Annotated in this window: 17 protein-coding genes and 1 pseudogene; 4 read left to right on the forward strand and 14 right to left on the reverse strand. The window is 54.2% G+C overall.

Annotation, left to right across the window (positions count from 1 at the left end; all coding sequences use genetic code 11):
- Window positions 1–43 precede the first annotated feature (43 nt).
- The 8 genes from purH to ppa form a co-directional block, all read right to left on the reverse strand.
- Window positions 44–1,624 carry a bifunctional phosphoribosylaminoimidazolecarboxamide formyltransferase/IMP cyclohydrolase gene (gene purH, locus ELY25_RS13155; protein WP_126951721.1) on the reverse strand — a complete coding sequence of 527 codons (1,581 nt, stop codon included), beginning with the start codon at window positions 1,622–1,624 and terminating at the stop codon, window positions 44–46.
- 50 nt (window positions 1,625–1,674) lie between these two features.
- Window positions 1,675–1,998, reverse strand: coding sequence for a DNA-binding transcriptional regulator Fis (gene fis / locus ELY25_RS13160; protein ID WP_126951722.1), 324 nt, complete (start codon window positions 1,996–1,998; stop codon window positions 1,675–1,677).
- Complete coding sequence (gene dusB, locus ELY25_RS13165) at window positions 1,995–3,035, reverse strand: tRNA dihydrouridine synthase DusB (RefSeq protein ID WP_126951723.1); 1,041 nt, start codon at window positions 3,033–3,035, stop codon at window positions 1,995–1,997. Before dusB ends, fis begins: the two co-directional genes overlap by 4 nt.
- Before the next feature lie 89 nt (window positions 3,036–3,124).
- Entirely contained in the window at window positions 3,125–4,036 is a 912-nt protein-coding gene (prmA, locus tag ELY25_RS13170) for a 50S ribosomal protein L11 methyltransferase (protein WP_126951724.1), read from the reverse strand.
- Between the two features lie 105 nt (window positions 4,037–4,141).
- On the reverse strand, window positions 4,142–5,482 hold the full coding sequence (accC, locus tag ELY25_RS13175; RefSeq protein WP_126951725.1) for an acetyl-CoA carboxylase biotin carboxylase subunit: 1,341 nt from the start codon (window positions 5,480–5,482) through the stop codon (window positions 4,142–4,144).
- Window positions 5,483–5,512: 30 nt separating this feature from the next.
- Window positions 5,513–5,977, reverse strand: coding sequence for an acetyl-CoA carboxylase biotin carboxyl carrier protein (gene accB / locus ELY25_RS13180; protein WP_126951726.1), 465 nt, complete (start codon window positions 5,975–5,977; stop codon window positions 5,513–5,515).
- 297 nt (window positions 5,978–6,274) lie between these two features.
- Window positions 6,275–8,125: a protein-disulfide reductase DsbD gene (gene dsbD / locus ELY25_RS13185; RefSeq protein WP_126951727.1), complete on the reverse strand. Its 1,851-nt coding sequence runs from the start codon at window positions 8,123–8,125 to the stop codon at window positions 6,275–6,277.
- A gap of 188 nt (window positions 8,126–8,313) precedes the next feature.
- A complete protein-coding gene (ppa, locus tag ELY25_RS13190; RefSeq protein WP_009095357.1) occupies window positions 8,314–8,844 on the reverse strand; it encodes an inorganic diphosphatase in 531 nt (176 codons plus the stop codon).
- A gap of 269 nt (window positions 8,845–9,113) precedes the next feature.
- On the opposite strand from ppa, the gene ELY25_RS13195 reads away from it, so the two are divergent.
- Window positions 9,114–10,832 (forward strand): bifunctional protein-serine/threonine kinase/phosphatase, encoded by a 1,719-nt coding sequence (locus tag ELY25_RS13195; protein ID WP_126951728.1) that lies wholly within the window; start codon window positions 9,114–9,116, stop codon window positions 10,830–10,832.
- A 100-nt stretch (window positions 10,833–10,932) separates the two neighbouring features.
- Here the strand turns inward: ELY25_RS13195 and ELY25_RS13200 are convergent, their stop codons facing one another.
- A complete protein-coding gene (locus ELY25_RS13200; RefSeq protein ID WP_126951729.1) occupies window positions 10,933–12,192 on the reverse strand; it encodes a 6-phosphofructokinase in 1,260 nt (419 codons plus the stop codon).
- A gap of 127 nt (window positions 12,193–12,319) precedes the next feature.
- A complete protein-coding gene (gene rnt / locus ELY25_RS13205; RefSeq protein WP_126951730.1) occupies window positions 12,320–12,988 on the reverse strand; it encodes a ribonuclease T in 669 nt (222 codons plus the stop codon).
- A gap of 210 nt (window positions 12,989–13,198) precedes the next feature.
- Here rnt and ELY25_RS13210 point away from each other — a divergent pair, with 210 nt between their 5' ends.
- Both ELY25_RS13210 and ELY25_RS13215 read left to right on the forward strand, forming a co-directional pair.
- Entirely contained in the window at window positions 13,199–14,419 is a 1,221-nt protein-coding gene (locus ELY25_RS13210) for an argininosuccinate synthase (RefSeq protein ID WP_018916025.1), read from the forward strand.
- Between the two features lie 55 nt (window positions 14,420–14,474).
- Window positions 14,475–14,789 (forward strand): annotated as a pseudogene (locus ELY25_RS13215) (HlyU family transcriptional regulator); the annotation flags it as partial.
- A gap of 67 nt (window positions 14,790–14,856) precedes the next feature.
- Here the strand turns inward: ELY25_RS13215 and ELY25_RS13220 are convergent.
- From ELY25_RS13220 to ELY25_RS13235, 4 genes are read right to left on the reverse strand one after another with little or no spacing between them, the layout of a single operon-like run.
- Window positions 14,857–17,589, reverse strand: a complete 2,733-nt coding sequence (locus ELY25_RS13220) for a sensor histidine kinase (RefSeq protein ID WP_126951818.1) — start codon at window positions 17,587–17,589, stop codon at window positions 14,857–14,859.
- A 2-nt stretch (window positions 17,590–17,591) separates the two neighbouring features.
- Window positions 17,592–17,795, reverse strand: coding sequence for a hypothetical protein (locus ELY25_RS13225; protein ID WP_126951732.1), 204 nt, complete (start codon window positions 17,793–17,795; stop codon window positions 17,592–17,594).
- On the reverse strand, window positions 17,792–19,849 hold the full coding sequence (locus ELY25_RS13230; protein ID WP_126951733.1) for a 3'-5' exonuclease: 2,058 nt from the start codon (window positions 19,847–19,849) through the stop codon (window positions 17,792–17,794). The genes ELY25_RS13225 and ELY25_RS13230 overlap by 4 nt, the downstream gene beginning before the upstream one ends.
- Window positions 19,846–20,220, reverse strand: coding sequence for a response regulator transcription factor (locus ELY25_RS13235; RefSeq protein WP_126951734.1), 375 nt, complete (start codon window positions 20,218–20,220; stop codon window positions 19,846–19,848). The genes ELY25_RS13230 and ELY25_RS13235 overlap by 4 nt, the downstream gene beginning before the upstream one ends.
- A 260-nt stretch (window positions 20,221–20,480) precedes the next feature.
- Between ELY25_RS13235 and ELY25_RS13240 the strand changes: the two genes are divergently transcribed.
- On the forward strand, window positions 20,481–22,157 hold the full coding sequence (locus ELY25_RS13240; RefSeq protein WP_126951735.1) for a carbon starvation CstA family protein: 1,677 nt from the start codon (window positions 20,481–20,483) through the stop codon (window positions 22,155–22,157).
- Window positions 22,158–22,166: the final 9 nt, after the last annotated feature.

Here is a 22,166-nt window from a genome sequence, read left to right on the forward strand (position 1 = left end):
TCGCAAGCATTGCTTGCGAGGCATTTATGCATCCGCAAAAGCGTTAGTGGCGGAAATGGCGCATGCCGGTAAAGACCATGGCAATACCTGCTTCGTTGGCCGCGTCGATCACCTCCTGATCGCGCATTGAACCGCCAGGCTGAATCACGGCGGTAATACCTGCAGCGGCGGCAGCATCGATGCCATCACGGAACGGAAAAAAGGCGTCAGACGCCATTACTGAACCGGGCACAGAGAGGTTCTCATCTGCTGCTTTAATACCTGCAATTTTAGCAGAGTACACGCGGCTCATTTGGCCTGCGCCCACGCCAATGGTCTGGCCCGCTTTGGCATAAACGATGGCGTTTGATTTAACGAACTTGGCGACCCGCCAGGCAAAGGCTAAATCATTAAGTTCCTGTTCAGTCGGTGCGCGTTCGCTTACCACGGTAAGCTCTTCACGAGTCACCATGCCTTGGTCACACTCTTGTACCAGCAGGCCGCCGTTCACCCGTTTGAAATCAAAGGCGGGCAGGGCCTCACCTGGCCAGTGGGCGCTGACGTCCAGCAGGCGAACATTCTGCTTTTCAGCAACGATTGCTGCAGCCTCTTCGCTGACACCGGGGGCGATAATCACCTCAACGAACTGGCGATCAATAACCGCACGCGCGGTATCGGCATCAAGTGGCGTGTTAAAGGCGATGATGCCGCCAAATGCGCTGGTGGGATCGGTGGCAAACGCCTTGTCATAGGCTTCAAGCGCCGTTTCGCCCACAGCGACACCACATGGATTGGCGTGCTTGACGATCACGCAAGCCGTTTCACCAAAGGCTTTCACGCACTCAAAAGCAGCATCGGTATCAGCAACGTTATTGAAGGAGAGCGGCTTGCCCTGAAGCATCGTTGCCGTGGCAACGCTAGGCTCAGAGGCGGAAGGGTCAACGTAGAATGCTGCCTGTTGATGGGGGTTTTCGCCGTAGCGCATGTCCTGCTTTTTATGCAACTGCAGGTTGAAGGTACGCGCGAAGTTGGCGTCGCTCTCCTTAACCTTGCGGCCCAGGTATTCGGCGATGGCGCCATCGTAGCCTGCAGTGTGCTCAAACGCCTTTACGGCCAGCTCAAAGCGTGTAGCGTTGCTTACTTGGCCATCGTTAGTTGCCAGCTCTTCAAGTACCCGGTCATAGTCTTCGGCATTGACCACAATTGTGGTGAATGCGTGGTTTTTGGCACAGGCGCGGACCATGGTGGGGCCACCGATATCAATATTCTCGATGGCGTCTTCCAGCGTGCAGTCTGGTTTGGCAACGGTGGCCGCAAACGGGTAGAGATTGACGATGACCATATCAATCGGAGTAATGTCGTTTTCAGCCATGACGGCGTCATCCTGCCCACGGCGAGCGAGAATGCCGCCGTGAATTTTGGGATGCAGCGTTTTTACCCGGCCGTCCATGATTTCCGGAAAGCCCGTATGCTCGGACACTTCGGTAACCGGAATGGCATTTTCCTGTAGTAAGCGGAAAGTACCGCCCGTGGACAGCAGCTCGATACCGCGCTCGGACAGGCCGCGGGCAAACTCGACGATGCCGGTTTTATCAGAAACGCTTAACAGCGCGCGGCGAACAGGGGTGGCAGTACTATCGACCATGGATAAGCTCGTGTGCAGAGTTTGAAAATAAAAACAACAACGCCCCATTGTTATGGGGCGTCACCTTCGATAAGACCGTAAATCTTGAGTTTCTTGCGCAGTGTGCCGCGATTCAATCCCAGTACATCAGCGGCTCGCGTCTGGTTGCCATCGGTATGCTCCAGCACGCAAGCAAGCAGAGGCGCTTCTACTTCGGCCATCACCATGGCGTACAGGTCGGTGGCCTGGCTGCCATCGAGATGCTCGAAGTAGCGGCGCATAGCAGATTCCACGGCCTCTCTTAACGGCTGAGGAGGAGCGCTTGCAGCCGGGTCGGCGAGCGTGCCCGCCAGTCGCGAGGATAACTCGCTAGACAGAAGATCGCGTTCGTTCATGCAGCATGGCTTCCTTTGGGTAAAAGACGCTGGTCAGCGTCAAACGCCATTGCGTCATTAATCCAATCAAATTGTGTTTCAGGTGACGCCAACGCATTGAATTGCTGTTTCAGCTTACGGCGCTTTGCATCGCAAAATCGCTGATCACTTTCGAGATACCAGCCAATATGCTTGCGTGCAATGCGTACACCCATCGTCTCACCATAAAAGGCATGCAGTGCCGCTACATGCTCAATCAGCACGTGAAGGCGCTCATCAAGGCTTGGCAGGGCCAGTTGTTCGCCGTACTGCAGATAATGGGTTATTTGCTTGAAAATCCAAGGATTGCCTTGGGCGCCACGTCCAATCATTACCGCATTCGCGCCGGTATAGCGTAGGACATCAGCTGCTTTTTCAGGACTTGTAATATCACCATTGGCAATCACAGGGATGGACAGACGCGATTTGATCTCCGCAATCGTGTCGTATTCCGCACAACCAGTATAGCGCTGTTCGCGATGTCGGCCATGAACAGCTAATGCCTGGATGCCGGCATCTTCTGCGAGTCTGGCTATTTTTACGCCATTGTTGGATTCAGCACACCAGCCGGTACGAATTTTCAGCGTAACCGGTACATCCACGGCCTTGACCACAGCCTCCAGAATGTCGGCAACCAGCGCTTCATCGCGCAAAAGCGCCGAACCCGCAGCCTTGTTACAGACTTTTTTAGCCGGGCAGCCCATGTTGATATCGATGATTTGGGCGCCAAGTTCGACATTAAGACGTGCTGCCTGGGCGAGCATTTCAACATCGCCACCGGCAATTTGCACAACCCGTGGGTCGGGCTCGCCCTGGTGGTCCATACGCAGTTGCGACTTGCGCGTATGCCAAAGGCTAGGGTCTGCAGTAACCATTTCACCTACCACCCAGCCAGCGCCAAGCCTGCGGCATAGCTGGCGAAATGGACGGTCGGTAACACCTGCCATGGGTGCCAGTATAACCTGGTTGGGCAGGGTATACGGGCCAATGGCAGTGGTTGGTTGAGTGATCAGGGTCATAGTAATGTGCAGTTAGCCAAACGAGTAGGTCGTTTCAAGGGGGCGTATGATACGCCTACTCGACGGCGGGGTGAAGGCCGTATGCCGGATTAACCTGGGCGATGGCCAGTAAGGCGTACCCAGCCTTCGCGAAGTACCGGTTCATCCATTACCAGACCTTCTGCTTCATAGGCCTTGAGAACATCGTCTGCCTGGTTGGCAAGAATGCCTGACAAAGCAAGAAGTCCGCCGGGTGCTACATGGCCGGCAATGGTAGGGGCCAGCTCCACCAACGGACCTGCCAGAATATTGGCCGTTACAATGGGGTAGGGCCCACCCGTTAACTGCTCGGGATAGTAAAGCGCGAAATCCTGTTCGGCGATCTGGTTGCGCTCGGCGTTATCGCGGCTGGCCTGAAGCGCCTGGGGGTCGATGTCGGTGCCATCGGCATGCTGCGCACCAAGCTTGAGTGCAGCAATAGCCAGAATGCCCGAGCCACAGCCTATATCCAGTACGTGCTTACCATCCAGCTTGCCGTCAACGGCTAACTGATCAAGCCATTCAAGGCAAAGGGCGGTGGTGGGGTGTGTGCCGGTACCAAAGGCAAGGCCGGGATCCAGAATCAGGTTGACTGCATTTGCTTCAGGCGGCGTATGCCAGCTGGGAACGATCCATAGCCGTTGGCCCATTTGGAGTGGCGTAAAGTCGTCCATCCACTCGCGCTCCCAGTCTCGGTCGGCTAACAGCTCGTACTCGATAGTGGGGCACGCCTCCCCCGGCATCTGCTCGGCCCAAGCGCTTTCAATACGCGCCAGCATGCTCTCTACGCCTTCAAGGTCATCGTAGAGGCCGGTTAAAATGGTATCCTGCCAAAGCGGCGTGGTGCCGCGCTCGGGCTCGAACACTGGATCATCGTGGGCGTCCTGAAGACCAATAGCGGTAGCTCCCTCTTCAAGCAGCAGCTCTTCCAGAAGTTCAGCCTGCTCAGGCGCTACGTGGGCTTTTAGTTGAAGCCAGGGCATGGGGAGTCTCCGCGGTAGGGATAAAACGATAACGGGGTGGGCTTAGCCACCCCGTTGGGTATCACTTTACAATTCTGTTAGACGCTTGCTCTGCTCAATGTAAGCTTAGCTGGCCAGCTTCTTTTCCAGATAGTGAATATTGACGCCGCCCTGGCGGAAGTTGCTATCGCGTACCAGGTCTTTCTGCAAATCGATATTGGTCTTGATGCCTTCAACCAGCAGTTCATCCAGCGCATTACGCATGCGTGTCAAGGCGATTTCACGATCCGCGCCCCAGGTAATCAATTTACCAATCAGCGAATCATAGTGGGGCGGAACGGTATATCCCGTGTACAGGTGAGAGTCCATGCGCACACCTAAACCGCCCGGAGCATGAAACAGTGTCACTTTACCCGGTGAAGGCATGAACGTGCGGGAGTCTTCAGCATTGATCCGGCATTCGAACGCGTGGCCGTTAAGCTTGACGTCATCCTGACGAATCGACAGGGGCAGGCCAGAGGCAATGCGTAGCTGCTCTTTGACGATATCGACGCCGGTAACCATTTCGGTAACCGGATGCTCTACCTGTACGCGAGTATTCATCTCGATAAAGAAGAACTTGCCATCTTCGTACAAGAACTCAAACGTCCCGGCACCGCGGTAGTTGATTTCCAGACAAGCCTGGCGACAGGCTTCGAGTACGTCAGCTCGTGCCTTGGGGTCGATGCCGGGCGCCGGGGCTTCTTCCAGCACTTTCTGATGACGGCGCTGCAATGAGCAATCGCGGTCATACAGGTGAATGGCATTACCCTGGCCGTCAGCCAGTACTTGCACTTCCACGTGACGCGGTTTCTCAAGGAATTTTTCCATGTAAACCGTGCCATCGCCAAACGCGGCTTGGGCTTCAGTGCGTGTAATGCTGATCGAAGACAACAGATGAGCTTCTGAATGCACAACCCGCATACCCCGGCCGCCACCGCCAGCGGCGGCTTTGATAATTACCGGGTAGCCAATGCGCTTGCCGGTTGCCAGAGTAGCGGCGTCATCATCACCCAGCGGGCCATCGGAGCCTGGAACGGTAGGCACGCCAGCTTTCTTCATGGCTTCAATGGCACTGACTTTATCGCCCATCAAACGAATAGTTTCGGCGCGTGGGCCAATGAAGGCAAACCCTGAGCGTTCAACCTGTTCGGCAAAGTTGGCGTTCTCGGATAAGAAGCCATAGCCAGGATGAATTGCACTTGAGTCGGTGACTTCAGCGGCGCTGATCAGCGCGGGAATATTCAAATAGGATTGGGCCGATGAGGCCGGGCCAATACAGACTGCTTCATCCGCCAGGCGGACATGCATCAGTTCGCGGTCAGCCTTGGAGTGGACCGCCACGGTCTTGATGCCCAGTTCTTTACAGGCCCGTAGAATACGTAGGGCTATCTCGCCGCGGTTCGCGATAAGTACCTTGTCCAGCATGAGAGCATCCACCCGTGTTGATAAGAAAGATTAAGCGATGACGATCATTGGCTGATCGAATTCCACCGGCTCACCATCTTCCACCAGGATGGCTTCAACCACACCGTCACGGTCGGCTTCAATTTGGTTCATCATTTTCATCGCTTCCACGATGCACACAGTGTCACCCTGTTTAACGGTATCGCCAACTTCCACAAAGGATTTCGCGCCAGGCGCCGGGCTGCGATAGAACGTACCTACCATAGGTGAATTGACGGCCTCGCCACGGAAGCTTGCACCGGCGGGTTCTACATCAACACCTGGTGCAGGTGTGGCGGCGGCAGGCGCAGGCGCTGCATAAGGTTGTGCGTATTGGGGCATCGGCTGGGGCTGCCAGGCCGCGCCATTCGGATGGCGGCTGATACGTACTGATTCTTCGCCTTCCTGAATTTCAATCTCGCTAATATTAGATTCTTCGAGCAGCTCAATCAGTTTTTTAACTTTGCGAATATCCATGGTGTCGCCCCTTTAATGTGTGAATGTTGTTGCCTGGCACGCGTGACATGTACCGAGAAAGCAATGGTTGAGTATGCAGTAAACCATTTTAAAAAAAGAAGAGAACGCTGCAAGATAGCGAACGTTACCCCTCTTACAGCTCAAAATTGATGATTTAACTAATTGGAAGCGGAGTTTGCCGAAAAAGTAGGAGCATGTCCAGTCTGTGACGCGTACACAACTAATGCTAAACCCAAGGTTCGCAAAGCCTGCAAGTTATAACGTCTTAATAGTTCCTGCGGCGCGGCCAACACGCTGTTAGCTCGACAGCCACTGTTTTAGCGATGTTAGATGCTCAGCGAGCTCATTGGCCGTAGCCTCTCCTTGAATGCGTGCTTCACGAATTTCTTGGCCCTGATCAAAAAAAAGCAGGCTGGGTGGGCCGAAGAGTTGAAATTGACCAAGCAGCGCTCGACTTTCTTCAGTGGTGTCGGTGACATCCACTGAAATAAGCGTAAAGCCCTCTAGCGCTGCTGCTACGCGCGGGTCCGGGTAGACATCGCGCTCCATGATCTTGCACGAAATACACCAGTCAGCTGTGATATGAACAAAAGCGGGCTGGTTGGCACTTTTGGCCTGATCAAGCGCTACAGAAAGCTCGTTCAGGCTATCTACGCTGACAAATTCAGAGACAGCGTTTGACGCCTGCTGAACGTTGCCTGAAAAGCTTAAGGGTCGCAGGGGGGTGTTGTTACCCTGAGCGGCGCCCAGGACTAGTGCAATCCCCCAGGCCAGCAACATAAGCCCTAGTGTTTGTCGGGCGCGTGACCAACCCAGCGGATAGTTGAAGTTCAGAGCGCCTAGAGAAAGTGCACTGCCAATCGCCAGACCGGCCCAAAGCAGTAGGCCGACAGGCCCGGCTACCAGGCGCTCGACCATCCAGATAGCAACGCCCAGTAACAACAGCCCAAACGCGGTCTTGACCCCGCTCATCCATGCACCAGTGCGGGGGAGTAACGTAACGCCTAAGGTGCCCACCAGCAGTAGCGGTAGGCCCATACCCAGGCCTAATGCAAACAGCACGGCACCGCCGATTAGTGCATCACCCGTTGAAGAAATAAACACCAAGGCCCCCGCCAATGGAGCCGTCACGCAGGGCGATACCACTAACACGGAAAGCGCACCTGCCAGGGCAAGCCCGCCAGGGCCGCTTTTTTGGGCACGTGCCTGCCAGGCATCAATACGGTTAGTCAGTCGCGGTGAAAAGCGCAACTCGAAGGCGCCAAACATGGCCAGTGCAAACAGCGTGAATAAAAGAGCAAAAGTGATCAACACCGGTGCCGACTGAAGGCGAGCCTGCAAGTTGAGGCCGGCTCCAAATAGCCCCATCAAAACGCCAACCAGTGCATAGGTAATTGCCATGCCCAGCACATAACTTGCCGAGAGAACGAAGGCGCGCGGCCGGGTAGGGTTCTGGCCGACGATAATCGAGGAAAGAATTGGCAGCATGGGCAAGACGCAGGGGGTAAACGTAAGCCCGAGCCCGGCAATGAAAAAGAGTCCTAATGCTAAGGGCAGGCTTGTTTCGCTCAATAAGCTGCTAAAACGGCTATCGGCACTTTGTGGCGTGTTTAATGATGAGTGCGCTATCGAGCTGTTATCAGGCACCTTGTCAATATTGGGCTCTGCATTTTCATCAAGCCATGCGGCGTACTGAGCCGGCGGCTCTGATTCAGCGGCTTGCAGGGTTACGCGTTCGGGAGGGTAGCAAAGTCCGGCATCGGCGCAGCCCTGGAAGGTGAGTTCCACATCAATTGGGCCTGAGTAGGCATCATCAAGTGGGGTCCCAAACACCAGCCGATCACGAAAGGTATATACATCGCCCAGAAATTCATCCGTGATAAACGTGCCTTCCGGAAGAACTGGTTCACCTAGGCTTACGGAAAGCGTTTGGCTTTCAACCGCGAACTGGTGGCGGTAAAGGTAGTAGCCCTCGGCGCTATCCACACCAATATAAAGCGTTTCACCGTCATGCCAGGCATTAGCCTGAAAGGCCTCCATGACTGGCAGAAACTGATCGTTTTGACTGGAGGAAAACCATTGCGCGTGGGCCAGTAGCGGTAACCAGCAAAGCAGCAGAAATAAACCGAGGCGTTTCATGGATAACACGAAATATCCTTAACGGCGATGTAATAGAAAAGTAGCCATAACAAGGCGGCGTATGAGGAGACGAGTATTTTAATCGTCCCGCTTCAAGGGCGGTCAAGTAGCTAAGCCGCGCACCCTCTGCCGCATATATAAGAAGGCCGCCTAAAAGGCGGCCTTCTTAAGAAACAAACAGCGGCGTTTAGTTCACTTTACGCTTTGTGGTAAGCCGCAGCTGCTTTTTCGATAGCCTTGCGAGCGGCTTCAACACCTTCCCAGGACTCAACTTTTACCCACTTGCCTTTCTCAAGATCCTTATAGTTCTCGAAGAAATGCGCAATTTGCTGACGCAGCAGCTCAGGCAGGTCGGTAACTTCCTGGACGTCATCATACAACGTGCTGAGTTTGGGGTGCGGTACGCATACCAGCTTGGCATCTTCACCGGCTTCATCGGTCATGTTCAGAATGCCGATGGGACGTGCACGGATAATGCTACCCGGCGCTACCGGATGCGGAGTGACAACCAATGCATCTAACGCATCGCCATCATCAGCTAGCGTATGAGGAATAAAGCCGTAGTTGGCGGGGTAGAACATCGGGGTTGCCATGAAACGGTCGACCAGCAGCGCGCCCATGTCTTTATCAATTTCGTACTTGATAGGAGCGTGGTTCGCAGGAATCTCGATCGCCACATAAATATCGTTCGGCAAATCCTTTCCAGCAGGGATGTTATCGAAGTTCATCGTTGAGTCCTTAAGGGTCCTTGGTGTTGCAGTGGCTAAGCAATTGATGCGTTGCACGAATATTCAGGAATTATACGAAGATGGCTGTGCGATTACCAATGCAACAGATTACCAATGCAATATAGGCGCAGGGTCGCGTTGCAGATCAAGGGTAGCGCTAATTTGCTTTTATCGCAGGGATAGCGACGTTTGGTGGGCATCCTAAGTGCGCTGTTGCGTGTATCATAACGGCTTTGAACGTCTTTAGAGCGGTTAGCCAAGGAGGATGAGTGGGGCATGCCCAGTTGCTAATCAGTTATGGTCAGGCGTTTGTTGCTCCCGACAGGCGTTTGCATCGCAGCTCCATGTCGGTGCGCTTTCCTGATGCACCGCTGTTGAAAGTAAAAGGAGGCTGTGCGGTTATCAGCGACTCCGTTTCACGCAATACGCTGGCCAAGCAGGCAGGCGACTTGAGCGTGCGCGGCTTTTTGGCAGACTATTTTTCCACGCCCGACCATTGGGATACCAAGACATCGGCCACCCGGGTACTGCGCGCGCTTAATAGCTGGTGCTATAGCCAGAGTCAGCACGTCAAAGAGGGTGGGTTCGTTTCTTCGATGTCGGTTATCGTGTTTCGTAAGCGCGAAGCCCATCTATTTCATATGGGCGATACGCTGGTATTTCGCCTGCGCGGGGCTGAATTCGAGCAGCTAACCCGTGATCACATAACGGACATAGGCGGCTACCATTACCCTTCCCGGGCGCTGGGGATGGATGGCAGTGTGGATATTGACTACACCCACCTGGGACTCAAGCAGGGCGATATTTTCCTGTTCACCACTCGAGGGGTGCGCGGCACGCTGCTGCCTTCGGATTACGTGCGCCTGATTCGTCAGGACGTCAGCGATCTGGATGCCGCCTGCGAACGCCTGGCAAGCGAGGCCAAGCAGCGCGCCCAGGAGAGGGGTTACGGTGGCGATCAGTTCTGTTTTCAACTGGTGCGTATTGATGAGCTTCCTGAGGAGTCCCCGGACGACCCTGGCCTGATTTACGGTGACCTGCCGATTCCGCCTGAGTTGGCGCCTGGCGAGCGTCTGGATGGCCTGGAAGTCATCGAGGTGTTGTCGCGCAACGCCCAGTCCCGGGTATATCGCGTGCGGGATGTGTATACCGAACGCGAGATGGTCATGAAGGCACCAAGCCCTGAGCTTTCCTTGCGTAACGCCTACCTTGAACACTTTTTACTTCAGCAGTGGGTGGTGGAACGGGTCAATTCGCCCTTCGTTGTGAAGGTGGTGAAGCCCGCAAGGCCGCGCCGCTATCTTTACTACCTGATGCAGCATGTGGAAGGCGAGACGCTTCGCCAATGGGCCGAACGGCACCCGCAGGCAAGCCTGATTCAGCGGCTGGATATCGCCAACCAGCTCGGCAAGGCCGTGCAGGCGCTCCACCATCGGGATATTATTCATCAGCAGATTACCCCGGATAATATTTTGATTGATATCCACGGCCAGCTGATATTGAACGATTTTAGCGCCTGCCACATGCGCGAGGTGGATGGCCACCGACACTCGGGCGAGCTGCTGCGACAAATTGGTTTTAATGAACATACCGCACCAGAGTACGCCTTGGGTGACAGTACCGGGCGCCGCAGCGATCAGTACTCCTTGGCCTCGACAGTGTACTGGCTGCTAACCGGAGCGCTGCCTTATCAGTTGACCCCGAACAAGCTACGCAGCCATACAGACCTTGAAGAGCTTAGCTATCGAAGTTCGCGCAGTCTTAATCCGGAAATATCGCCTGAGCTGGATGATGCCCTGCGACGCGCGCTGGACCCGCAGCGAGCACTGCGTTTCAGGCGTTTATCAGAGTTTTTACATGCCTTGCGGCGGCCGCTAGGCCGCCCAGTCCTACATGAAGCCAGCCGCCAGGAGCCTCGGCGTCATTTCTGGCAGGGCGTCGCGGGCGTTTTACTACTCTTGCTGGTGCTTTCCTGGCTGCTGCGCTGAGGCGCATGCCAAAGGCAGATAAATACAAAATGGGCGATGAGATAACTCATCGCCCATTTCTAATTACCGCTACACCTTGGCCTAAACGGCCGGCGTGATGTTACAGCGTGAACGTAGGAAGTTTTTGCTCAACCTTGGCAAGTTTGAGCTTAGCCACTTTTGGCAAACCATTCTCAAACGGAGGGAAGTCTTCGCCTTGAATCAGCGGTGATAGGTACTCGCGGCAGGCTTGAGTAATCGCAAAGCCGCTTTCGCTGATAAAGTCCCGTGGCATGAATTTTTCCTGGTTGGCGATTTGCGATAATGGCGCGGAAATCACATCCCACTGGTAGGGCGACTGGGAAACACGCCGAATTGCCGGCATCATCGAGTTTTTGCCTGCCAGCGCCAGCGTCACGGCTTCACGGCCCACCGCGTAAGCCTGTTCAACATCGGTTTTGGAAGCCAAGTGACGGGCCGCACGCTGCAGGTAGTCGGCCACCGCCCAGTGGTACTTATAGCCCAGGTCCTGCTTGATCATGCCCGCAAGCGTCGGCGCGACACCGCCTAGCTGGCGATGTCCAAAGGCATCGGTATTGCCCGCGTCGGCCAGGAACGTGCCATCTTCATAGCGTGCCCCTTCGGATACGACAATCACGCAGTAGCCGTACTGTTTAACGCTTTCCTCAACACGTGCCATCACCGCTTTGCGGTTGAAGGCAATCTCCGGGAAAATAATTAAATGAGGCGGCTCACCTTCACCTTCTCCGGCAAGCCCGCCCGCTGCAGCAATCCAACCCGCATGGCGTCCCATCACTTCAAGAACAAATACCTTGGTGGATGTTGCACACATCGAGGCGATATCCAGCGAGGCTTCGAGGGTAGAGGTAGCGATATATTTGGCAACGCTACCAAAGCCCGGGCTGTTATCGGTAATCGGCAGGTCGTTATCCACGGTTTTAGGCACGTGGATAGCGGTCAGTGGATAGCCGAGCTTTTCAGAAAGCTGAGAAATTTTCAGGCAAGTGTCAGCGCTGTCGCCGCCACCGTTATAGAAGAAGTAACGGATATCGTGAGCTTTGAATACTTCAATCAAGCGTTCGTACTGGGCACGATGCGTGTCGATATCTTTCAGCTTGTAGCGGCAAGAACCGAACGCGCCACCCGGCGTATGGCGTAACGCAGCGATCGATTCGTCACTTTCCTGGCTTACATCAATAAGATCTTCAGTCAACGCGCCAATGATGCCGTTATGACCGGCATACACTTTACCAATCTGCTCGGGCGCCTGACGGCAAGCTTCGATAACGCCACAGGCACTGGCGTTAATAACGGCGGTAACGCCGCCTGACTGGGCGTAAAAAGCATTATGCTGAGCCATTGAAACGTCTCATCTCTTGAAAAGCGAAAAAGTGGAGCACACAGAAAGTGTTGAATACGTTCACTACCGGTGCCTCAAAGTGGCGAAGTTTAGCGTAAAGCCATAATGGCTGCATCCAACGAACGGCTTATTCGCTCTCGTCCAGATCTTGTTCACGTTGGGCTAAACGCCAGCCGCCTAGATCCTTGTAACGGTTAACCATTGCGCAAAAAAGCTCCGCGGTACGCTCTGTATCATAACGTGCAGAATGGGCCGCTTTATTATCAAACTCGATGCCCGCCGCGCGGCAGGCCCGGGCCAGCACCGTCTGACCGTAAACCAGACCGGCAAGGGTTGCGGTATCAAAGCTTGAAAAGGGATGGAACGGGTTGCGTTTAACGTTACAGCGGTTGGCGGCCGCATTGAGAAAGCCCTGATCGAAGGCAGCGTTGTGGCCAACCAGGATGGCCCTTGAGCAGCCATGGGCTTTTATCGATTTGCGTATCGGGCGAAAAAGTTCGCCCAGTGCCTCGGATTCGCTTAGCGCTACCTGACGACGCAGTGGGTCATCAAGATTGATGCCGGTAAAATCAAGCGCGGACTGCTCAACATTGGCGCCTTCAAAAGGCTGAATGTGATAGGCATAGGTCGCGTCAGGCAGCAGATTTCCTTCAGGGTCCATGGTGAGCGTGACGGCTGCAATCTCAAGCACGGCATCACTTTGGGCATTGAAGCCACCCGTTTCTAAATCAATGACAACCGGCAGATAACTGCGAAAACGTTGGGCCATTAATTCGCGGGCAATTGCCTCGCTCATGCAGCTCTCCTTAGTAAAGCGAGTAATCGGTCAAAAATGGGCGGCAAGCCGCCTCTTCGATGGTGTGATTCTAGCAGCTTTCTTCTTAAGGCGTCGTTGACGGTATTCGCTGAGCATAGAGAACGCTATACTCGGGGTTTATTTCGCATGCGGCGCGATGGCTGGCGCTGCATTTTCTGGTGAAATTGCTTTTATAAAAAGGAGCAAAGAATGTCCGATGTCAAAAAGGTTGTGCTGGCATATTCAGGCGGCCTGGACACATCTGTAATCGTTAAGTGGTTGCAAGAGACTTACAACTGCGAGGTGGTGACCTTTACTGCCGACATCGGTCAAGGCGAAGAAGTCGAGCCGGCACGCGCGAAGGCACAGGCGCTGGGTGTTAAAGAAATTTACATTGAAGATCTGCGTGAAGAGTTTGTTCGCGATTACGTCTTCCCGATGTTCCGTGCCAACACGATTTATGAAGGCGAGTACCTGCTGGGTACTTCGATTGCGCGCCCGCTGATCGCCAAGCGCTTGATCGAAATCGCCAACGAAACCGGCGCGGATGCCATTTCGCACGGTGCCACCGGTAAAGGTAACGATCAGGTACGCTTTGAACTAGGCGGCTATGCTCTCAAACCCGGCGTTAAAGTCATTGCGCCGTGGCGTGAATGGGATCTGACTTCGCGTGAAAAGCTGATGGCTTATTGCGAAGAGCACAATATCCCGGTGGATTTTTCCAACAAAAAGAAAAAATCTCCTTATTCAATGGATGCCAACCTGCTGCATATCTCTTATGAAGGCGGCATTCTGGAAGACCCGTGGGCCGAAGCCGAAGACGATATGTGGCGCTGGAGCGTTTCTCCAGAAGCTGCACCCGATCAGCCTACTTACGTCGAGCTGACGTTTGAGAAAGGCGATATCGTGGCGATCGACGGCGAAGCTCTCAAAGCTCATGAAGTGCTTGAGAAGCTCAACAAGGTGGGCGGCGACAACGGCATTGGTCGCTTGGACATCGTTGAAAACCGCTATGTAGGCATGAAGTCTCGTGGTTGCTACGAAACTCCAGGGGGCACCATCATGCTGCGCGCTCACCGGGCAATCGAATCGCTGACGCTTGACCGCGAAGAAGCTCACCTGAAAGATCAGCTAATGCCGAAATACGCAGAAGTGATCTACAACGGTTACTGGTGGAGCCCTGAGCGTCGCATGCTGCAGGCGGCCATTGATGAAACCCAGAAAAACGTCTCGGGCGTTGTGCGTATGAAGCTCTATAAGGGCAATGCCACCGTCGTAGGACGCAAGTCCGAGCAATCACTCTTCGATGAGTCTATTGCCACGTTTGAAGACGATGCGGGTGCTTACAACCAGAAAGACGCGGAAGGCTTTATCAAGCTTAATGCCTTACGCCTGCGCATTGCTGCAGGTAAAGGTCGCCAGCAGAGCTGATCCCGATAAAAGCGGCAGGGTTTCCCTGCCGCTTTTTAACACGGCAGGAACCGGTATGTTAAAAAAGCTGTTATCAGGACTTTTTGGTGGGGAACGTGAAAAAACTCCCAAGGCCAACATGAAAGCCGCTGAGCCGGTTGAATATAAAGGCTTTCTGATCGTGTCACAGCCTGATCAACAAAGCGGCCAATACCGTGTCAGTGGCTACATCAGCCAGGCAAATGCGAGCGGTGAACCCCGCGAACATCGGTTTGAACGCTCGGATATGCTGCCAGCCCGCGAGGCTTGTGATGCGATGATGGTTACCAAAGCGCAGCGCTATATTGATGAAGTGGGCGAGGCCATGTTTGAGCCCGACCCTCGTCAGGCAGGTGGGGAACCGTCGCCAGTAAGACATTCAATAGCGCTAGACGTTAACGCACGCCCATCAAGCTTTCCTATTCAGTCGAGGCTTCTTCAGGAAGCTCTAGCACAAAACAGGCCCCACTGAGTACTTGCGGATCCTCCACCCAAAGCTTGCCGCCAAGGTGTGTGGCAATTGCCCGGCTGATGGGTAACCCCAACCCGCTACCTTTGGGGCGTTGGCTGGTTAATTGATTATCTGCTTGTAACTGGTGGAATCTCTCGAAAACCAGTTCGCGAGCGCTCTCTGCTATACCTACTCCATTATCTTCAATGCACAGGTAAACATGCTGCTGCTTTTTATAAAGCCGCAGAAGAATTCGTGGGTCTGCGGGGTTAGCAAACTTACTGGCGTTATCTAGCAGGTTGAGAATGATTTGCTCTAGACGGTCGGCGTCGCCCACTACCTGGGCCGGGCGTTCGTCGATGGTAACGTCAAGACGAATATTGCGATCCTCATGAAGTCTGGCTACTGTCTCCACGCTATGATCCGCCAGTGCCGCTAGATCCAGAGGCATCGCATGCAGTGGCATACGACCACTTTCCAGTTGGGCCAGGTCCAGTATTTCATCGATCAGTCTTGAAAGGCGTTGGCTTTCAAGCACCATAACGTTCAGGAAATGCTGTCGTTTTGGCTCGGCAATGGCGGGTTGGCTTGCCAGAATTTCTGCAAACGCGCGGATGGACGTTAGCGGCGTACGCAGCTCATGGCTCACCATGGCCACAAACTCGTCCTTTAAACGATCAAGTTCGCGCAGACGGTCGTTAGCACGTTGCAAGTCATTGCCAATGCGCGCCAGCTCATCGGATTTCTGTTTTAACCTTCGGTTGTACTCCAGGGTTTGGGTAGTGGTATCCAGCATGCTCAATAAGGATTCTATATCCAGGGCTTCTCCTCGAACCACCGAGTTGATAAGTATGCGAGCAGAGGCGTTGCCTAGTGAACCCGCCAGGGCCTGTTCAGCGCGCATGATCAAGTCATCAGACGCTGGCTGATCCTGCTGGACTAACTCAAAACGATTCGAGTGCTTTTTAAAAACCCGTTGGGCTGCCTTAAGTCCCAGATAGCGAATCAGCAACTCGTGCAGCGCGCCTTGGGTTGTCTGCCCGCGTTGAAGTGCTGTAGTCGGCAAGTTAGGGTGCAGCGCTTCAGTAAATAGCGCCGCCTGAGTCTGTTCAAGGGGCGAGGGGTGTGTAAACAGTGAAATACCTACCAGCAGGCTTACATTGATGAGCATGCTCCAGAGCAGTGAGTGGCTATAGATATCCCAGCCATCAAGTCCAAATAGCGCGTAGGGAGTAAGCCAACTAACACCCCAGGGGCCATCTGCCAGCAGGGCCGTATCCAGCCAGCCGGATTGGGCAAAGCCAGGTAGCAGCAGGGTATAGCTCCAGGTAAGGAATCCGGCGATCAAGCCCATCATGGCGCCGCGCCGCGTGGCACCCCGCCAGTAAAGGCCAATAAGCAGCGCTGGCGCAAACTGGGCCGCGCCTACAAACGATACCAATCCAATAGTCACCAGGCTGTAGGTGTCACCAATAAGGGCATGGTAGAGATAACCCAGCAGCAGGATGAGCAAGATCGCCACGCGGCGTATTCGCAATAGCCAGTGGGCAAGCTCACCGGTGCTTCCCGCATGAAGCTTTTTGAAGCGCAACAATAGCGGCATGACCAGCTGATTACTGACCATGGTGGAAAGCGCGATGGTTTCGACAATCACCATGCCGGTGGCAGCGGAAAGCCCTCCAATAAAAACCAGTAAAGGCAGGCCTTCAAGTCCTGCAGAAAGCGGTAGGGTAAGTACAAAGCTATCCGGGTCCCCTGCATCCAGTAGCAAGCCCGCCAGTGCAATGGGAATGACAAACAGGTTGATTAACAGCAGGTAGAGCGGAAACAGCCAGCTGGCACGGGCCAAATGCTGTTCATCGACATTTTCAACCACCAACACTTGAAACTGGCGGGGTAGGGTTAAAAAAGCCAAAAAGGCAAGAATGAGCATTCCTACCCAACCGGTAACGCCGCCTGGCACGCTCTCAAGGTGCATTAGTCCATTTAATGCTGGCGTGTTTGCGACTTGAGCAAACAGTGCGCTTGGACCTTCAAACAGACTGAAGACGATAAAGATGCCCACGGCCAGGAACGCGATCAGTTTGACCAATGATTCAAGGGCAATGGCTGCGACCATTCCTTCATGACGTTCGCTGGCATCCAAATGACGCGTGCCGAATAAAATGATAAATACGGCCAGTACCAGCGCGACCCAGAGTGAACGGTCCATCCAGAAACGTTCGTTGTATAGGATTGACTCAGCGCTTTGGGGGTAACTGATAAGTACCGCGTGGCTTACGGTAATGGCTTTTAGTTGCAGCGCAATATACGGCGTAATGGTAATCAGTGAAATCAATGCGACCAGCGCACCAAGGCCGGTGCTTTTGCCATAGCGAGCGCTTATGAAATCGGCTATGGAGGTGATGCGCTGACGTGCGGCAATACGTACCATCTTGCGAATGATAAATGGCGACAGCAGCATCGCAAGCGTTGGTCCCAGGTAGATAAGCAAAAAACTGGGGCCAAACTGAGCCGCTCGGCCCACGCTGCCATAGAAAGTCCAGGCCGTGCAGTAAACGGCAATGGACAGCGCGTAAACCGTTGGCGAGCCAATAATGGAACGGCCTTGCTCGGCCCGCCGGTCGCCCCAGGCGGCAACCAGAAATAGCAGGCCCAGGTAGCCAAACACTGCACAGAGTAGCAGCACATCGGTTCGCATGGTCATCGTCTTTTAGGGTGTTCCATGAGCCAAGCCGTCAGGCCGATGATCACGGCCCATGCGCCAAAAAGATATCCTGGCAACCAGCCAATACTGGAAGAAGGCAGACGATCAATGATCAGCAGCACCGGCGGGCAGAAAAGTACTAGCGCCAGAATTACCAGCGCCAGTAGCCTTTCACGATAGCGTGGGTTTAAAGGCGTCATGAGGCGCTGGCATCCTCACGGTCAAAAGCGTTGGCCTGAAAGCTCAACAGCTGTTCAAGGGTATTAACACCGCGCGCTTCAAGACGTGGCAGTAGTGCCAACCACAGCTCAGCGGTAACGCGGGCGTCCCCGAGTGCGGTATGCCGCATTCCAGAGGGAAGGTTCAGGGAGTAGCGCTCCACCAGGCTATCGAGGTCGTGGCCATCAAGCGCTTCGTCAAGCGCCCTGGATATCAGCAGGGTATCTAGAATGGGCATGTCGAATGTAATGCCTTTCTGGCTGATCGCGAGCATATCAAAGGCGGCATTATGAGCGAGTAAAATGGCGTCCCCAACATACTCGCGAAAGCTCTCCAGTACCGCTTTCAGGGCGGGAGCGTCAACGACATCGTTATCGGTAATGCCATGAATGGCCGTACTGGCAGGGGATATGGGTTTATGTGGATTGACGTACTGATCGAAGACATCGCTTGCCAATAGGCGGGCGTTGACGATGCGGCAAGCGCCAATACTGATGACGCTATCGCCTTTACGTAGTTCCAGGCCCGTCGTTTCCGTATCAAAAATCACCAGCTCAAGGCTACGTAATGGGCAGTTAGCCAACGCTGTGTCCGGTGAGGGCAGATCCGCTATGCCGAAATCATGGAATTCAGGCCGTGGCGCGACTGTTCGGGGCGCATCAAACTGCTCAGCAAAAGGCAGGGGTAAACGCAGGCGAGCGTGCTGATCGTCAGCATCCTGAATGCTCCAAACGTCGCTGGCGTGCTGGCGCAGCACGTCTGCAACGCTTGGGCTTAGCGGTAACGTGGTCAGCGACTGATGACGCCAGACAGCAAGCTCGCGCTCGGGTATCGGTTTGCCTTTCCAAATCAAATCAAGATAGACATGCTTATGGCCAAGGGAGGCTTCGCCTTCAAAGAAGCTGCCTGCCATATAGTGGCTCAGCTGTTGAACCAGCGAGCTAAACAGGGCCATCAGCGCTGGAGCGTCGCCCTTGAACCAGACAGGCATTCCAATTGGGGTAATCAGACGATGGGCCGGGTCTAGGTGATCGTCCAGCGTATGCCAAAAATCATTGGACCAGATAGAAGTAAGCCGCTCGCCTTGCTGCTGTACCGTTTCAATTAGCTCGCCAATCCTGGCCACTGCCTCGCTCAGCGCGATACTTTCTTCATGGGCTACCTGTTCCAAACGATGGCCTAGCGAGCCACTTTCGTAATCGTGTTGGCGCAACTTTCCCAATGCATCCGTGGCAGTTACCAAGCTTGCCGTATGCTGGCGCAGCGGGGTGAGCATTTGAGCCAGCTCTGCGCGAACGCCCCTTTCGTTTGACCAGGCGGCTGTTGCATCGCTACAGGTAATCAGCGTTTCGTCATGACTTTCAGGCACACGGCGGATAATGACTTTTAACCAACGATTATCACAAGGTATCAATAGCTCACGATGGGTGCCATCAGCGGGTAGCTGGCTAAGGGGTTGCTGCAAGCTCGCAAGCGGAAACAGGGCGTCCAGTCGCTTACCCAGTCCCAGGCTCGGTGTGCCCGAAAAAAACTGCTCAGCCGCCTGATTAAAGAGCATTAAACGGCGGTGTTTATCGTAGAGCAGTAGCGGTACTTCAAGTACTTGAAGCAGTGCTTCAAGCTCTCGCCGAATCCGCGTTGCACTTCGGGCGCCGTCGGCATGTGCTTTATGCAAACGGCAGCGATCAGTTCGCCAGCTCTCTTCAACACGGCGTAAATCCGGACCTAAGCCTTTAAGCCAGCCTTGCGGAGGTAAGGTGTTCTCCGCTTCCGGGTTAGCCACCAGCCTGGCAAGCTGCGCCTGTAGCTGGCGCAGGGGGGTGAACAACATGCGCTCAAACAGCAGGCCCATGCAAAACAGTGTAACGCCCCCTGAAAAGCAACCCAGCCAAAGCAGTGCCCGGTAGCCGCCGGCTATGGCAAGCTGGCTCTCAAGCCATGCAGCAAACAAGGCTCCGCCTAAAAGGCTTACGCCGCTCAACAGCAGCCAAGCACCGATCAGGCGCTGGCGCTTGGGCAGCCCTTTAGGGATCATGAGGCTTTTTCACCCAAAAGAGCGTGCACCTGATCGACAAGCGCCTGGGTGGAAAACGGCTTGGTAATATAGGCATCTGCACCGAGGGCCGTGCCTTTTTCGCGCTCAACCTCTCGACCATGGGCGGTCAGCATGATGACAGGCAAATGCGCCGTCGAAGGGCGGCTACGCAGAGCTTCCAGCACGTCAAATCCGCTTATGCCGGGTAGGCTGATATCTAGTAACAGGATATCGGGCGCATGGGCTGCCACACTCTCAAGTGCCTGTTCGCCGTTGGCAGCGCTAGTGACGTTAAAGCCCGCCTGCTCCATCAAAAACTCGATCGATAGCACAATATTCGGTTCATCATCGACCACCAGCACGTTTGCCATCGAGTCCACCTAATTGGTTGTTATTTAAAAAAGCCTGCCTCTATACGAGTGTAGATAGCCAAGCCGAGCGGGCCAAGGCGACCTTGGCCGAATAGAAAATGAATGTGGATGTCAGCTTACGACTTTTGGGTAAAGGGGAGGGTTCAAAGGGATTTAGACATAGACGTAAGGGCGAACCCGTACCAACATATACACAGAAACACCTATACGTGCCTTGGTTTTAATAAACAACAACAATCATTACCAAAGGAGCCGCGCATATGAGTGCTGTTATTCTGTTATTAATCGGACTTGGGGCAATGGCTTTAGGATACTTTCTGTATTCCAAATTTATTGCTCAAAAGATCTACCAGTTAGACCCCAACTTCAAAACCCCTGCTCATGAATTTGAAGACGGCATCGACTATGTGCCGACTAACCGCTTTGTGCTCTGGGGGCACCACTTTACCTCGGTGGCTGGGGCGGCACCCATAGTAGGGCCTGCTATAGCAGTGATATGGGGCTGGGCACCGGCGTTTTTATGGGTTGTATTTGGCACCATCTTTTTTGCCGGTGTACACGATTTTGGCGCTATTTGGGCAAGCGTACGCAATAAAGCCAAATCGGTAGGCGCGTTAACGGGCGATGTGGTGGGTAAGCGGGCACGCAGCATTTTCATGATCGTGATCTTCTTAGTGCTGCTTATGGTTAATGCCGTGTTTGCCGTCGTGATTGCCGGGTTGATGATGAATTTCCCCAGTGCGGTGGTACCGGTGTGGGGAGCCATTATTGTGGCGCTCATCATTGGCCAGATGATTTATCGGCGGAAAATGAGCCTAGCGGTAGTGTCTGTATTAGGCGTCATCGCTCTTTATGCGCTTATTGGTATTGGCCCTATGGTGCCTGTCCAAATGCCTGCCGAAGTTGCCGGGATGTCGGGTAACGCGATCTGGATCCTGATTCTATTTGGCTACGCGGCCATTGCTTCACTTTTACCAGTATGGATGCTGCTGCAGCCACGAGACTACATCAACGGTTTGCAGCTATTTATTGGCCTGCTGATTCTTTATGGAGCGCTTGTGCTGCTTAACCCAATACTGGTCGCGCCTGCCTTTAATGACAATGTGCCTGCCGGTACGCCTTCGATGATTCCGCTGCTTTTTGTAACGATTGCCTGCGGGGCAATATCAGGCTTCCACGGGCTGGTCTCTTCAGGTACCACTTCCAAGCAGCTCAATAAAGAAACTGACGCTCGGTTTGTGGGCTACTTTGGTGCGGTAGGCGAAGGCATGCTGGCGCTAGCGGCTATTTTGGCTGCCACGGCAGGGTTTGCGACATTTGGTGATTGGCAGACCATGTACAGCGCCTTTGGCCAGGGCGGAGTTAACGCGTTTGTGCAAGGTGGGGCATTTATTATTCATAACGGACTTGGCTTGCCCGAAGCCACTGCGGCCACGCTTCTAACCGTAATGGCCGCGCTGTTTGCGGGCACTACCATGGATACCGGGCTTCGTTTACAGCGCTATATCTTCCAGGAGTGGGGAGATATCTATAACCAGCAATGGATGAAAAAACCCTCGCTGGCAACCGCGCTTGCCGTTGGCACCTGCCTTTTACTGGCATTTGGCGCCGGCGGTGCGAATGGCTCCGGTGGTTTGATTATCTGGCCGCTGTTTGGCACCACTAACCAGTTGCTGGCCGGGTTAACGCTGCTGATCATCACCGTTATGTTGGTACGCCTGAGACGCCCCATGTGGTACACCCTGGCGCCTCTGTGCTTTTTGCTGGTAATGACTATTCTGGCACTGCTCATACAGCTGCGTACCTTCTGGGAGCAAGGCAACATGTTCCTGTTAGTGATGGATATTGTGGTGCTGATGGCGGCCATTTTGGTTGCGATGGAGTGTGCCGCAGCCCTTAAGCGCTCGCGTGCTGAAATAGCAGCTCAAGGCGATTAAATAAGAGGG

The organism is Vreelandella populi (assembly GCF_003989825.1).
Classification (GTDB): domain Bacteria; phylum Pseudomonadota; class Gammaproteobacteria; order Pseudomonadales; family Halomonadaceae; genus Vreelandella; species Vreelandella populi.